Consider the following 13,935-nt stretch of genomic DNA (forward strand, 5'->3'; position numbering starts at 1 on the left):
CACCACAATGGCCATTCTGGTGGTGGTCGTCGGTCAGGCCGGGTGGGACGGCGGGGGCCAGGCGGGGGCGAGCTCGGCGAGGTCCCACCACAGGCCGGCCATGACCTGCAGCGCCTCCCGGACCAGCCCGATCGGCAGGTGCTCGTCCGGGGCGTGCTGGGCGCAGCCGGGGTAGGAGTGCGGCACCCAGACCGTCGGCAGCCCGAGCACATCGGCGAAGGCGCTGTTAGGCAGCGACCCGCCCAGGTTGGGCAGCAACGCCGGCCGGACGCCGGTGGTGCACTCCAGGGAGGCCAGCGTCCAGGTCACCCAGGGGTCCTCCGGGTCGAGGCGGGTGGCGGCCATAGCGAGCTCCTGGCTTACCTCGACCGCACCGAAGCCGGCCGCGGCCAGGTGGGCGCGCACCTGGTCGGCCACCGACCCGCCGTCGGTGCCGACCACGAAGCGCAGCTGGCAGTGTGCCCGGGCCGACGGCGGGATGGCGCCGACCGGGGCGTCCGGGTCACCGGCGGTCATCGCCAGCACCTCGAGGGTGTTCCAGCCGAACAGCCGCTCGCTGGGCGTCAGCCCGGGCTCACCCCACTCCGGGTCGATGGCGGGAGCGTCCGGCCCCTGGTCCAGCGGCACGTCCACCAGCGCCCGCCGCACCGGCTCGGGGACGCCGTCCGGGCGCAGGCCCTCGACCAGCAACCGGCCGCGGCCGTCGACCAGGCTGGCCAGCGCGTTGGCCAGCACCGTGGCCGGGTTGCTCAGCACGCCGCCCCAGTTGCCGGAGTGGTGCGCCGCGGCGCGGGCACGCACCGACAGCGTCAGGTTCACCGCACCCCGGGTGCCCAGGAAGACGGTGGGCCGGTCGGCGGCGACCCGCGGGCCGTCCGAACCGATCAGCAGGTCGGCGGCGAGCTCGTCGCGCAGCTGGTCGCAGACCTCGTCCAGGCCGGGGGAGCCGAACTCCTCGCCCATGTCCAGCAGCAGCGTGACGTTGTAGCCCAGCCGGTCGTCACGCACGGCGAGCACCTGCTCCAGTGCGACCAGGTTGACGCTGTGCTGGCCCTTGTTGTCGGCGACGCCGCGGCCGTACCAGCGGTCGCCCTCGACCACGACCCGCCAGGGATCGAGCCCTTCTCGCCACTGCTCCGGGTGGGCGGGCTGCACGTCGCCGTGGCCGTAGGTGAGCACGGTGGGCAGCCCGGGGTCCTCGACCCGCCGCGCGACCAGGAAGGGGTGGCGCGGTGAGACCGGGTTCTCCACGATCCGCGCGGTGAAGCCCAGCCGCTCCACCAGCGGCACCATCTCGGCGGTCAGGTACTCCCGCAGCACCGGCTCGCGGGCGGGGTCGGCGCTCTCCGTCGGCAGCGCGACCCGGCGGGCCAGGTCGGTCAGGAAGGCGCCGGAGTCGAGCTGCTCGGCGGCACGGGCGAGGGCGGTCTGGCGGTCCACGCCGTCCACGTTCGCAGTCCTCGGCCCCGGCCGCCCACCCGGGCCAAAGTCGCGACTTTGCCCCCCGAGCCCACCACCAAAATGGCCATTTTGGTGGTCGAGGGAGTCGAGGGGGGACGATCGGCGGGTGACGGACGAGGACCTGCCGTACCGCTACGACGTCGAGGTCGTCGGGCTGCTCGCCTCGCCGGCGCACCGCTGGGACGGCCGGCCCGACCCTGCCCTGGCCGGACCGGTCGAGCGCACCGACCGGGTCGAGGTGCGGGCCGGGCTGGGCATCGTCGGCGACCGCTACTTCGGCCGGCCCGCCCACCGGGACGCCTCGGTGACGGTGCTCGCCGCCGAGGGGCTGGACCACCTGGGCGACGAGCTGGGCAGCGGGCCGTTGGACCCGCTCGCCGCCCGGCGCAACGTCGTCCTGCGGGGTGCGGAGGTCGAGGTGCTGCGCGGCCAGCCGTTCAGCCTGGACTGCGGAGAGGGGGTCGTCGTCCTGGCCGGTGGGCGGCCGGCCCACCCGTGCGCCTGGCTGGACCTCGCGCTCACCCCCGGCGCACACCGCGGGCTCCGCGGGCGGGCGGGGGTCCGCTGCGCACCACGGTCGGACGGCGTCCTGCGGCTGGGCCCGGCCGTGCTGCGCACCGCCGTCCCGCTGGTCCCGGCGCAGGCGGGTGCCGCCGTGCGGCCCGCGCCCCGTCCGCCGACGGGGCGCGGGTCCGGTCAGCGGTCGGCGTCGGTGTAGACGACCATCCCGCGGATGTTCTTGCCGTCGCGCATGTCCTGGTAGCCCTGGTTGATCTCGGCCAGGGAGTACTTCTGCGTCACCAGCCCGTCGAGCTTGAGCTGACCTGCCTGGTAGAGGGCGAGCAGGGCCGGGATCTCCGCGCGCGGGTTCGCGCCACCGAAGATCGCGCCCTGCAGGTCCTTCTGCAGCAGGGTGAACTCGAACAGGTTCAGCTTCACGTCCATGTTGGCCGCGTTGCCCATGCCGGTGACGACGACCCGGCCGCCCTTGCCGATCATCGAGACCGCGGCCTGGATGTCCTCCCCCTGGATGTCGCCGACGGTGATGATCGCCTTCTCCGCCATCCGGCCCCAGGTCATCTCGTTGACCACCGGCGTGGCCTCCTCGACGCTGGAGAACACGTGGGTGGCGCCGAAGTCCTTGGCCCACTGGTGCTTCGCGACGACCGGTTCGATCACCACCACGCGCAGCGCCCCGGCCGCCGCGGCGCCCTGGACGGCGTTCATGCCCACGCCGCCGGCGCCCATGATCACGACCGTCTCGCCCGGGCGGACGTCGGCCACCTTGGTCGCCGAGCCCCAGCCCGTGGTCACGCCGCAGCCGACCAGCGCGGCGACCTCCAGCGGGATGTTCGGGTCGATCTTGATCACCGACGCCTCGTGCACGGTGATGTAGGGGGCGAACGTGCCCAGCAGGCACATCGGGACGACGTCCTTGCCGCCGGTCTGCACCCGGTAGGAGCCGTCGGAGATCGACGTCCCGGCCAGCAGGCTGGCGCCGAGGTCGCAGAGGTTCTGGTGGCCGTTGGAACAGGGCGGGCACTGCCCGCAGGCCGGGATGAACGCGGTGACGACGTGGTCGCCGACGGCCAGCCCGGTGACACCGGGGCCCACCTCGGTGACGACGCCGGCGCCCTCGTGCCCGCCGAGCACCGGGTAGGAGCCGACCGGGGTGCCGCCGGTGACCAGGTGTTCGTCGGAGTGGCACAGCCCCGAGGCCGCCAGCTGCACGGTGACCTCGTTGGCCCGGGGGTCCCCGATCTCGATCTCCTCGATCGACCACTCCTGGCCGATTCCCCACAGGATGGCGCCCTTGGTCTTCAAGTCATGTCCTCCAGGTCTGCAGCGACCACGTCGTCGTTGATGTGGTCTCTCTCACAGCCTGCGGAGGCCGGTGGGTGCCGTCAAGGCGGGATGCCGGGGATCCCGGGCGGACAACGGTCCACGGCCGTGTGCGCAGGGGTGGCGGGCGACCGTGCGGTGCGTCACAGTGCAGCGACTCCGCACGCCCTCGATGGTGCGGACACTGCCGACGAGAGGCGTCAACGTGGACAACCTCGCTGTGCTCAGCCTGCTGGCCCTGCTCCCGATCCTGGTGGTCGGCGTGCTGCTGGCCGGCCTCCGGTGGCCCGCCAAGCGGGCCATGCCGATCGGCTTCGTGGTCGTGGTGCTCGTCGCCCTGTTCGCCTGGGAGATGAGCCCCACCGCGATCGCCGCCTCGGCGGTCCAGGGGCTGCTGCTGGCCCTCACGCTGCTCTACATCGTCTTCGGCGCGCTGCTGCTGCTGGAGACCCTCACCAAGAGCGGCGCGATGGCGACCATCCGCGCCGGCTTCACCAGCATCAGCCCCGACCGCCGGGTGCAGGCGATCATCATCGGCTGGCTGTTCGGCAGCTTCATCGAGGGCGCGTCCGGCTTCGGCACCCCCGCCGCCGTGGTCGCCCCGCTGCTGCTGGCGCTGGGCTTCCCGGCCATGGCCGCGGTCATGGTGGGACTGATCATCCAGAGCACGCCGGTGAGCTTCGGCGCCGTCGGCACGCCCATCCTGGTCGGCGTCAGCGGCGGGCTGACCGGTTCGGACGCCGTCGAGGAGCGGACGGCTTTCCTCGGCATCGAGTTCCCCGAGTTCCTGGAGCGGATCGGCTTCCAGGTGGCCGCCATCCACGCCACCATCGGCACGCTCATCCCGCTGATCCTCGCCTGCATGCTGTGCGGCTTCTTCGGCGAGCGGAAGCGGTTCGCCGACGGCCTGGCGATCTGGCCGTTCGCGCTCTTCGCCGCCTTCGCGATGACCGTGCCCTACGTGACCGTCGCCGCGGTGCTCGGCCCGGAGTTCCCGTCGCTGCTCGGCGGCCTGATCGGCCTGGTCATCGTGATGTTCGCGTCCAGCCGCGGCTTCCTCATGCCTAAGGAGACCTGGGACTTCCCGGCCCGGCAGCGGTGGGCGACCAACTGGATGGGCAACCTCTCCCCGGAGGACGAGAAGGACGTCGCCGGCAAGAAGATGAGCATCTGGCTGGCCTGGACGCCGTACGTCATCGTCGCCGCCCTGCTGGTGCTGAGCCGGACCATCGACCCGATCACCGAGTTCCTGACCACCGGCTGGCGGGTCGTCACCGTGGACGACATCTTCGGCACCGGCATCGCCCAGGCCCTGCAGATGGTCTACCTGCCCGGCTTCCTCTTCATCCTCACCTGCCTGATCACCTACGCCATCCACCGGATGCGGCCGGCCGACATCGCCGCGTCGTGGAAGGTGGCCGGCAGCCAGCTGGCCGGCGCGGCGGTGGCGCTGCTGTTCGCGCTGCCGCTGGTCCGGGTGTTCATCAACTCCGGCGCCGACTTCAACGAGTCCGGGCTGGCGTCGATGCCGCTGACCCTGGCCGAGGGCGCGGCGTCCATCGCGGGCGACACCTGGCCGGCCTTCGCGCCGTGGATCGGTGCGCTGGGGGCGTTCGTCGCCGGCAGCAACACGGTGAGCAACCTGATGTTCTCGCTCTTCCAGTTCTCCACCGGTGAGCAGATCGGGGTGACCCCGGAGACCGTCGTCGCCACCCAGGCGGTCGGCGGCGCGGCCGGGAACATGATCACGGTGCACAACATCGTGGCGGCGTCGGCCACCGTCGGCCTGATCGGGCGGGAGGGTGACCTGATCCGCAAGACCGTCCTGCCGACGATCTACTACTGCCTGATGGCCGGTGGCATCTCGCTGGTGCTGATCTACGGGTTCGGGGCCAACCTGAGCACGCTGTGGCTGGCCGTCCTCCTGGTCGCGATCGCCGCGCTGATCATCGCGATGCGGCGCTCGCCCGGGAAGCCGAACAACGAGCTCGTCGACACGGCCGGGTCGCCGGCGGACAGCCCCACGACCGGTGGGGCGCCCGGCGACGGCCGGGACCAGACGGACATGGTCCCCGACCCCAACGCCACCCGCGACGACCGCTGATCGACGGACACCCCGCCCCCGCCGGGGCGGGGTGTCAGTCGGGCAGGACGACGTCCAGGGTGAGCAGCTCGTGGGCGACCGTCCCCGTACCGCTCAGTCCGGCGAGTGCGGCGGTGCCCGAGCCGGCGACCACTCGGGCCCACTGGGTGGTCTCCACGCCCTCGCCCATGGCGGCTCCGTGCTCGAGCACGAAACTGCCCCGCCGGCCGGCCAGGGCGCCGGTGATCCGCTCCTGCGCCACGTACGAGGCGCCGCGCTCGCCCTGGGTGGTGAGCGCGTGGCCGGTGGCCGAGCCGGTGAGGTCGTCGCCCTGGTAGGTCTTCACCAGCACGACCCGCGCAGTGGCCGGCGCGCCGGGCTCGGCGGTCTCCGGGTCCGGGACCACGTCCCAGGTGTCGATGGTGAACGGCGCCGTCAGGTGCAGGTCCATGCCCGGCATCCTGGCCCGTGGCCTGCCGTCTGTCCTGGGGTGGGGCCACGGGCAGACTCATCGCCGTGACGGTGGTGGTGGTCGGCGCCGGGCCGGTCGGGGTGACGGCGGCGCTGCTGCTGGCCCGCCGGGGCATCGACGTCCTGGTGCTGGACCGGTACCCGGCCGCCTACCCGCAGCCGCGGGCGGTGCACCTGGACGACGAGTCGTTGCGGGTGCTGCAGGCCGCCGGCGTCGCCGACGCTTTCGCCGCGGTGAGCCGGCCGATGGCCGGGCTGCGCCTCCTGGACGGCGAGCACCGCACGCTCGTGGAGTTCGGGCGTGGGGACGGCGCGCACGGCTGGCCGCAGGCGTCGATGTTCAGCCAGCCCGACCTGGAGGCGGTGCTGCGCGACGCGCTGGCCGCCGAGCCTCGGGCCGAGCTGCGCGGCGGGGTCGAGGTGTTGCACGTGGAACAACCCGGACCGGTTCGTCTCACCGTCCGCGACCGGGCCACCGGCGTCGAGGAGGAGCTGGTCGCCGACGCCGTGCTGGGGTGCGACGGCGCGAACAGCACGGTGCGCCGGCTGATCGGTTCGTGGATGCACGACCTCGGCCCCTCCGAGCGCTGGCTGGTGGTCGACCTGGCCGCCGACGCCCCGCTGGACGTCTGGCCCGGCGTGCACCAGGTCTGCGACCCGGTCCGGCCGGCGACGTTCATGCCGATCGCCGGCGACCGGTACCGCGCGGAGTTCCGGCTGGCCGCGGGGGAGTCCGCCGCGGACCTCGACCTCCCGGCGCTGCTCGGCCGGTTCGGGGCGCAGGGGTGCACCGTCGTCCGGACCGCGGAGTACACCTACGCCGCCCAGGTGGCCGACCGGTGGCGGGACCGGCGGGTGCTGCTCTGCGGCGACGCCGCCCACCTGACCCCGCCGTTCATCGGCCAGGGGCTCGGCCTGGGGTTGCGCGACGTGCACCAGCTGACCTGGAAGCTGGCGGCGGTGCTGGACGGCGCGGACGACGCGCTGCTGGACACCCACCAGACCGAGCGGGCGCCGCACGCCCGGGCGCTGATCCGGGTCGCGCTGCTGCTCGGCCGGCTGATGACCGGCGGGGGCGACCGGGCGGTGCTGGTGCGCCGGGCGGTGCTGACCGGGGTGCGCCGGCTGCCGCGGCTGGCCGCCTTCGCCGCCGCCAGCCGGACGCCGCCGCTGCGTCGGGGGCCGCTGGTGCGCCGGCCCCTCGTCGCGCCCGGCTCCGCGGTCGGGACGCTCCTGCCGCAGCCGCCGGTCGCGGGCGCCCAGCGGCTGGACGACCTGCTCGGCCCCGGCTGGACGGTGCTCAGCTCCGGCGGGCCGGTGCCCGATGACTGGCCGGGTCCCGTCGTGCGGGCCGACCGGCTCGGCTCGCCGGAGCTGGTCCGCTGGCTCGGCAGGCGTTCGGTGCTGGTGCGTCCCGACCGGATCGTGGCCGCCGTCCACGGGTGAGGAACGGCGTGGCGTCCGGTGCCCGCGGACGCATCTGCGGCTGGGTGGAGTCGCATGCCGGGACGGACTGTCCGTGGTCGAGCTGGCGCGGATGTCCCGGGGCCGGACGAGAACAATCGGTCTCGTAAACGCGCAGGTCAGCCGCGCAATCGTGCCCATGACCAGGTGTGACGGCCGCGTCATGACGTTCACCCCATCGTGACCGTGCGTGGTCTTGTGTAGGCGCACGGTCACTGCCAAGGTCTGTCCTGAGCGCCTCCGGCCGGGGCGATCGCACGTCGTTCGATCCCGACTCCCTGCGTTCCCGGTGAGGTGTGCTGTGCCCGTTCCTGGTTCCCTGCTGTCCCGATCCCCTGGTGGGGGTCGTGCTCGTGCGCGGGCCCTCCGGCTGGCCACGGTCGGCGCCGTCACCGCCGCGGTGGTGATGGGGCAGGCCTCCGCCGTGCTGGCTGCTCCGGTGAGTGCGCCGGAAGTGTCTCTGGCGTTCACCGAGTCGGTGCAGCCGGTGCTTCGCGCCGCGACCACGACAGCTGGTTCGGGCGCCCCGTCGCTGGAGTTCTACGCCCGCACCGTGGGCGCGACGACGTGGAACCTGCTCGACGGCGCCACCGTCAACGGTGCCACCGGCAGTGCCTCGCTCCCCGCCGGCCGGCTGAGCATCCAGCAGTCCTTCGAGTACCGGGCCGAGCACTGTGACAGCACCGGTTGCACGTCGTCGGCGACGCTCACCGGTGCGGTGTCCTCCGATGTCGGCATCGGGCCCCGGCCTGGCGCTTCCGGGGTGCCGTTCTCGATCGGGGACCGGATCAACGCCCAGGTCGACCCCGGCAGCGGCAACCTGATGGTGAGCACCCCGCAGTTCACCGTTCCGCGGGTGGCCGGCGACCTGTCGGTGGGGGCGGTCTACAACAGCATCAGCAGGTGGAAGTCCCGGTTCCAGACGTCGTTGAGCTCTGGCTGGCGGCTGTCGACCGGCTCGGACGTGTACCTGCGTCATGAAGGGATCACCGGGGCCGTCACCTACTACGGCGAGAACGGCCTGACCGGGGTGTTCCTGCCGGCCGGCGGTGACACCTACACCCCCCCGGCCGGGTTCAAGATGGACCTGGCCGGCAACGCCACCGCGGGGTGGGCGCTGACCGACCACGCCTCCTTCGACAAACGGGTGTTCAACAGTGGTGGTCAGCTCACCGCCCTGACCGACCGCAACGGCAACTCCACCACCTTCGCCTACGACGGCGCCGCGCTCACCCGGATCGTCGGGGACTCCGGGCCGGTCGACGCCCGCACCCTGCAGGTCACCACCGCCGCCGGCGGCAAGCAGATCACCCGGATCCAGCAGTACCCGCAGTACGAGCGGGGCGGTAGCCCGCGGTGGGCGACCTACGCCTACAACCAGGCAGGTCAGCTGTCCTCGATCACCGACACCCTCGGCCGGGTCACCACCTTCTTCCACGGCCGCAGCGGGAACCTGAACTCCGTCACCGCCCCCGGCGGAGCGGTCACCCGCTTCACCTACGACGAGTTCGGCCGGGTGCTCACCGTCACCCAGCCGACCGAGGACTACGAGGTGAACGCGGTGACCCGCTTCGCCTACACCGCCACCTCGGTCCTGGTCGCCGATCCGACGACCAATCAGGCCGAGGGTGACCTGGTCGATGTTCCGCACACCACCTACGACCTGACTGGCGATGGCATGAAGCTCATCGCCAAGGTAACCGACCCGGCCGGCAATGCACGCGAGGCCAGCTACACCCCGTTCCTCGACGTCGCCAGCGCCAGCGACTCCGCCGGTGCCACCACCTTCGGCTACGACGCCGCGGTCAACGGTGGCGAGTCCCTGACCGGCATCACCGGAGCGAGCGGGGCGACCTCGTCGTTCAGCTACGGCAACAGCGGCCCCGCGCAGTTCCAGCCCTCCAGCTCCACCGACGCCCAGGGCAACGCCGCCACCTTCGGGACTGCCCAGGGTTCGGTTGACTCCTGACCTGTGAGGCTTCGGTCTCGCTGGAAGGATTAGCATCGTGCCCAAGCCGTTCCCCAAGGAGTTCCGGGCTGACGTGATCGCGGTTGCCCGGCAGGGTGACCAGTCGGTCGCGCAGGTCGCCAGGAGTTTCGGGGTCTCTGAGTCCTGCTTGCAACGCTGGCTGAAGATCGCCGACCGCTAGGACGGCGCCACCGCCGGCGTCTCCTCGACAGTCACCTCACGCGCCGGCAACGACCTGGAAGCCGAGAACCGAGAGCTGCGCAAGCGCGCCAAGCAGCTGGAGCAGGAAAACGAGATTCTGCGCCGAGCGACGGCCTACTTCGCCCGCGATGTGCTCCCAAAATGATGTACCCGCTGGTCCAAGACCTGGCCGCCGACAAGATCCCTGTCGCGGTGACCTGCCGGGTGCTGGGCTTCTCCAAGCAGGCGTTCTACAAGTGGCAGGCCGACCCGGTCAGCCAGCGCGACTGGGACGACGCGCACCTGATCAACGCCGCGATCGACATTCACCACGACGACCCCGGCTTCGGCTACCGGTTCATCACCGATGAACTCGCCCAACTGGGGGTGCGGGCGTCGCGCAACCGGGTCAACCGGCTGTGCAGCTCCCAGCGCCTGTGGTCGGTGCACTCGCGCAAGCGCGGGCTGAACCGCAAGCCCGGACCGCCGGTCCACGACGATCTCGTGCTGCGCGACTTCACCGCCGCCGAGCCCAACCAGCTGTGGCTGACCGACATCACCGAGCACCCGACCGCGGAGGGGAAGCTCTACCTCTGCGCGGTGAAGGACGTCTGCTCCAAGCGCATCGTCGGCTACTCCATCGACTCCCGGATGACCTCGGACCTGGCGGTCAACGCGCTGCGCAACGCCATCGCGCTCCGCGGGCCGACGGAAGCGATCATGCACTCCGATCGCGGCAGCCAATTCCGATCACACGCCTACGTCCGGGCTCTCCGCGACGCACAGCTGCGCGGCTCGATGGGCCGGGTCGGTGCCTGCGCCGACAACGCCGCCATGGAGTCGTTCTTCAGCCTGCTGCAGAAGAACGTCCTCAACCGCCAGCGCTGGACCAGCCGCGAACAGCTGCGCCTGGCAATCGTCATCTGGATCGAGAAGACCTACCACCGCCGCCGACGACAAGACGCCCTCGGCCGCATGACCCCCATCGAGTTCGAGACACTGACCCAGACCGCTCACGCGGCCTGACCGCCCCTACCCAACCGAGTCAACTGAAGTCTGGGCAGTCCCAACAGCAACCCGGTCAACTATGTAGATCCCCAAGGAAGGGCGTCGTTCAGCCTTTCGGGCTGTATCGGATTTGGCATCGCAGTGTGCGGAGGAGTCTCCTATAGCACTCGGTCAGGACTCGGGGGCTCAGCGGGGGCCGGGATTGGTGTGGGGGGAGACGTATCGTTCACCGGTTCCCCGGATAGGTATTCGGGTCCATACATGACCGCTGGGGGATGCGGGGGAGGCCTCTGCGGAAACGCGGGCTTCGTTGGAGGTCAACCCACCGCTTCCGCTGGAGTAGGCGGGGGAGCTGGCGCGTTCCTGACTGCTGGCTACAACTTCGGGCTTGGGGTTGGATAGGAACATGACGGAAGCTATTGCGTTAGCGGCGGCAGTCGTCGGTGCGTTCTTCATGCTTCGACGGAAGAGCTTGGCAATGGGCGCCCTGAAGAGCAGCCCCATGTCCAGCCGAGCTTCATCAACTGGAGCTTCCTACAAATTTGTCGAGGCGATGTTTGTCGTGGTGGGCGCTGTCATGTCGGTAGCTGGGTTAGCAATCGCGATCGGCGGTTGGCTATAACGCCCGCACGGGTGTCCGCGCCTCCCGGCGCGCCGTCGAGCTGACACCTTCCAACCTTGTTCCGCATGGACGTTGGGCACCCGGGCTCACGGCGGGTGAACTAAGTGCGGGGGAATCACGCACGGTCGGGAGGCACCTCGCCCGGTACCGACGGCTCATCCACCGCCTGGCCGGGCGACCGGCCGGGTGCGGCTGAGCCGGTGGCCGGCGGGTCGGTGAGGGAGGGGGCGTTGACCTGCTCCAGGCGGCGGATGTGCTCGATGATGTCCGCGACGCCGGTCAGGCCGGCTGTCGACAGCCCGTGCGCGCGCAGCGCGATGGTCTGCACGCCGGCTTCGCGCACGGCGACCAGCAGCTTCATGTCCGCATCGATGCGGGCGGCCAGGTCCTCGTCGAAGAAGTACTCCATCGGGACCCGGAACAGCCCGGCGATCGCGGCCAGGTGCCGGGCGGAGGGGTTGTCCCGCTTCCCGGTGCGCAGCTGACTGAGGTAGGCCGCCGACGTCGTCACCCCGGACTCGGTCAGCGCAGCCGCGGCACTCTCGTTGGTCCACAGCGCCGCCCCGCGGGGACGGAGTCGAAGGGGTGTCGAGCAGGGCAGTCAATCGCGTCATCCCGCCCTCGGACTGCGCCGCGAGTTCGGCACTGTCACCGTTGGGCCACCGACAGTGGCGCGCGTGGCTGGGGGACTGGTTGCGCTGGAGGATGAACGGCCTCCGAGTCCGACGCGACGGTGCCGACGTGCAGACGTTCGTGGTCGCTTGCTGACGTTCCCGCAGCCTTGGACGGGGCGATGCCGCAGGATCAGGGGATGACCGCCACCGGGCCCTTCGACGTCGCAGCGTTCCGCGCCCACTTCCCCGCCCTGACCGACGGCGCCGCGCACTTCGACGGCCCGGGCGGCTCGCAGACTCCCGACGTCGTCGCGCAGGCGGTCGCCGCCACGATGACCCAGCCGATGGCCAACCGCGGCTCGGTCACCCAGGCCGAGCGCAACGCCGACGCGGTGGTGCGGGAGGCCCGCCAGGCGGTCGCCGACCTGACCGGCGGTGATCCCGGCGGCGTCGTCTTCGGGCGCAGCGCCACCGCGCTGACCTACGACCTGTCCCGGGTGCTCTCCGCCGGCTGGGGGCCCGGCGACGAGGTGGTCGTGACCCGGCTGGACCACGACGCCAACATCCGCCCGTGGGTGCAGGCCGCGGAGGCCCGGGGCGCCACGGTGCGCTGGGCCGACTTCGACCCGGCCACCGGCGAGCTCGACCCCGCGACCGTCGGCGCACTGCTGTCCGAGCGGACCCGGCTGGTCGCCGTCACCGGCGCCTCCAACCTGATCGGCACCCGCCCCGACGTCGCCGCGATCACCGCCCTGGCGCACGAGGCCGGGGCGTTGACCTGGGTGGACGGCGTGCACCTGGCCGCGCACGCGCCGGTCGACGTCACCGCGCTGGGCGCGGACTTCCTCGTCTGCTCGCCCTACAAGTTCCTCGGCCCGCACTGCGGCTGCCTCGTCGCCGCACCGGAGCTGCTGGAGACGTTGCACCCGGACAAGCTGCTGCCCTCCAGCAACGCCGTCCCCGAGCGGTTCGAGCTGGGCACGCTCCCCTACGAACTGCTGGCCGGCACCACGGCGGCGATCGACCTGCTCGCCGCCCAGGCCGGCCCCGAGGGCGACCGCCGCAGCCGGCTGGTGGCCGCGATGGCCGCCATCGAGCAGCACGAGGACCGGTTGCGGGAGCGGATCGAAGACGGCGTCCGGGCGCTGGCCGGGGTGACCGTGTGGTCGCGCGCCGCGCACCGCACCCCGACCCTGCTGCTCACCTTCGTCGGCCGGGACGCCGCCGACGCGTACCGGTCCCTGGCCGGGCGCGGCGTCAACGCCCCGGCCGGCTCGTTCTACGCGCTCGAGGCCAGCCGCCACCTGGGGCTCGGCGACACCGGCGGGCTGCGGGTCGGGCTGGCGCCGTACAGCGACGACGCCGACGTCGACCGGCTGCTCGCCGGGCTGCGGGAGTTCCTCGCCTCCTGACCGTGTGCGCCGGACCTGGGTGCGCTGCACCCAGGTCCGGCGGGGCCTGGATGGCCCCCGGTCCGGCCCGCAGGGTCGGGGCATGACCACGACCACGACACACCAGCTGAGCGACGACGTCCTCCCGGCGGTCCTCGCCAACCAGGCAGGTGGGCACCGCCCGCTGCTGTTCGCGCACGCGACGGTGCGCACGATGGACCTCTCGGTCGGCGACCTGACCGACGCCGACGTACTGGTCCGCTGCACCGAGATCGTGCGGGTGGGGCCGGGCCTGCGCACCGCCGCTGAGGACGACGACGCCCTGGTCGTCGACTGCACCGGGTTCACGATCGCGCCGGCGGTCATCGAGACCGGGGCGGTGGCCGGGCGGCGGGACCGGGTCGGCAGCCTGACGCCGGGCGACCCGGCCACGTTCGGCATCGTCCCGTCCGCGGGCACCGGGCCGATCGAGCAGCTGGTCTGGTACACCGCCGGCGCTGCGGCGATCGTGGCCGACGGTGTCGTCCAGCGGTGGAACGGGCGCCGGCTCGCCGCCCCGATCGACGAGACGGGCCCGGGCCGCGCCCCGGCGGACAGCCCACATCTGGGGACGTGGGTCGACGAGACGGGTCTCATCCACCAGGAGCTCACCGCGGACGGTCGGTACGACGAGACCCGCGGCGGCCGCCGGCACGCCTACCAGGGCGCGTTCTGGCTCGACGGCGACCGCATCGTCTACCGCGACGACCTCGGCTTCTGGGCCTACGGCCGGTTCCGGGACGGCGTGCTCCACCACGGCGGGTACGTCTTCCGCCGCCGCTGACCACCCA

10 protein-coding genes and 1 pseudogene are annotated in these 13,935 nt (G+C 72.2%); 7 read left to right on the forward strand and 4 right to left on the reverse strand.

Annotated elements, in window-relative coordinates; genetic code table 11:
- Nucleotides 1-33: 33 nt before the first annotated feature.
- Nucleotides 34-1,449: a M20 family metallopeptidase gene (locus tag G5C62_RS01525; protein WP_241175650.1), complete on the reverse strand. Its 1,416-nt coding sequence runs from the start codon at nucleotides 1,447-1,449 to the stop codon at nucleotides 34-36.
- 118 nt (nucleotides 1,450-1,567) lie between these two features.
- Between G5C62_RS01525 and G5C62_RS01530 the strand changes: the two genes are divergently transcribed.
- A complete protein-coding gene (locus G5C62_RS01530) occupies nucleotides 1,568-2,179 on the forward strand; it encodes an MOSC domain-containing protein (protein ID WP_164699763.1) in 612 nt (203 codons plus the stop codon).
- On the opposite strand, the gene G5C62_RS01535 is transcribed toward G5C62_RS01530, so the two are convergent.
- Complete coding sequence (locus G5C62_RS01535; RefSeq protein WP_036335589.1) at nucleotides 2,158-3,285, reverse strand: NDMA-dependent alcohol dehydrogenase; 1,128 nt, start codon at nucleotides 3,283-3,285, stop codon at nucleotides 2,158-2,160. The two genes, G5C62_RS01530 and G5C62_RS01535, sit on opposite strands and share 22 nt — an antisense overlap.
- 223 nt (nucleotides 3,286-3,508) lie before the next feature.
- On the opposite strand from G5C62_RS01535, the gene G5C62_RS01540 reads away from it, so the two are divergent.
- The gene (locus tag G5C62_RS01540) at nucleotides 3,509-5,407 is read left to right on the forward strand and encodes an L-lactate permease (RefSeq protein ID WP_064972398.1); all 1,899 of its coding nucleotides are present in this window, start codon (nucleotides 3,509-3,511) and stop codon (nucleotides 5,405-5,407) included.
- A 34-nt stretch (nucleotides 5,408-5,441) separates the two neighbouring features.
- Here G5C62_RS01540 and G5C62_RS01545 read toward each other — a convergent pair whose 3' ends face one another.
- Nucleotides 5,442-5,837 carry a DUF3224 domain-containing protein gene (locus G5C62_RS01545; RefSeq protein WP_164699762.1) on the reverse strand — a complete coding sequence of 132 codons (396 nt, stop codon included), beginning with the start codon at nucleotides 5,835-5,837 and terminating at the stop codon, nucleotides 5,442-5,444.
- Between the two features lie 65 nt (nucleotides 5,838-5,902).
- On the opposite strand from G5C62_RS01545, the gene G5C62_RS01550 reads away from it, so the two are divergent.
- The 3 genes and pseudogenes from G5C62_RS01550 (at nucleotide 5,903) to G5C62_RS01560 (ending at nucleotide 10,496) form a co-directional block, all read left to right on the forward strand.
- A complete protein-coding gene (locus G5C62_RS01550; RefSeq protein WP_164699761.1) occupies nucleotides 5,903-7,303 on the forward strand; it encodes a bifunctional 3-(3-hydroxy-phenyl)propionate/3-hydroxycinnamic acid hydroxylase in 1,401 nt (466 codons plus the stop codon).
- A 457-nt stretch (nucleotides 7,304-7,760) separates the two neighbouring features.
- Nucleotides 7,761-9,290, forward strand: a complete 1,530-nt coding sequence (locus tag G5C62_RS01555) for an RHS repeat protein (RefSeq protein ID WP_164699760.1) — start codon at nucleotides 7,761-7,763, stop codon at nucleotides 9,288-9,290.
- Between the two features lie 37 nt (nucleotides 9,291-9,327).
- Nucleotides 9,328-10,496: pseudogene (locus G5C62_RS01560) on the forward strand (IS3 family transposase).
- A gap of 719 nt (nucleotides 10,497-11,215) precedes the next feature.
- Here G5C62_RS01560 and G5C62_RS01565 read toward each other — a convergent pair.
- The gene (locus G5C62_RS01565; RefSeq protein WP_206330421.1) at nucleotides 11,216-11,611 is read right to left on the reverse strand and encodes a helix-turn-helix domain-containing protein; all 396 of its coding nucleotides are present in this window, start codon (nucleotides 11,609-11,611) and stop codon (nucleotides 11,216-11,218) included.
- Nucleotides 11,612-11,911: 300 nt separating this feature from the next.
- Between G5C62_RS01565 and G5C62_RS01570 the strand changes: the two genes are divergently transcribed.
- Nucleotides 11,912-13,126, forward strand: coding sequence for a cysteine desulfurase-like protein (locus G5C62_RS01570; RefSeq protein ID WP_164699759.1), 1,215 nt, complete (start codon nucleotides 11,912-11,914; stop codon nucleotides 13,124-13,126).
- An 82-nt stretch (nucleotides 13,127-13,208) separates the two neighbouring features.
- The gene (locus G5C62_RS01575; RefSeq protein WP_164699758.1) at nucleotides 13,209-13,928 is read left to right on the forward strand and encodes an Atu4866 domain-containing protein; all 720 of its coding nucleotides are present in this window, start codon (nucleotides 13,209-13,211) and stop codon (nucleotides 13,926-13,928) included.
- The last annotated feature ends 7 nt before the right edge of the window (nucleotides 13,929-13,935 follow it).

The organism is Modestobacter sp. KNN46-3 (assembly GCF_011039295.1).

Coding starts and splice junctions, on each gene's coding strand:
- G5C62_RS01575 (WP_164699758.1), top strand. CDS start 13,209: ATGACCACGACCACGACACACCAGCTGAGCGACGACGTCCTCCCGGCG.
- G5C62_RS01545 (WP_164699762.1), bottom strand. CDS start 5,837: ATGGACCTGCACCTGACGGCGCCGTTCACCATCGACACCTGGGACGTG.
- G5C62_RS01570 (WP_164699759.1), top strand. CDS start 11,912: ATGACCGCCACCGGGCCCTTCGACGTCGCAGCGTTCCGCGCCCACTTC.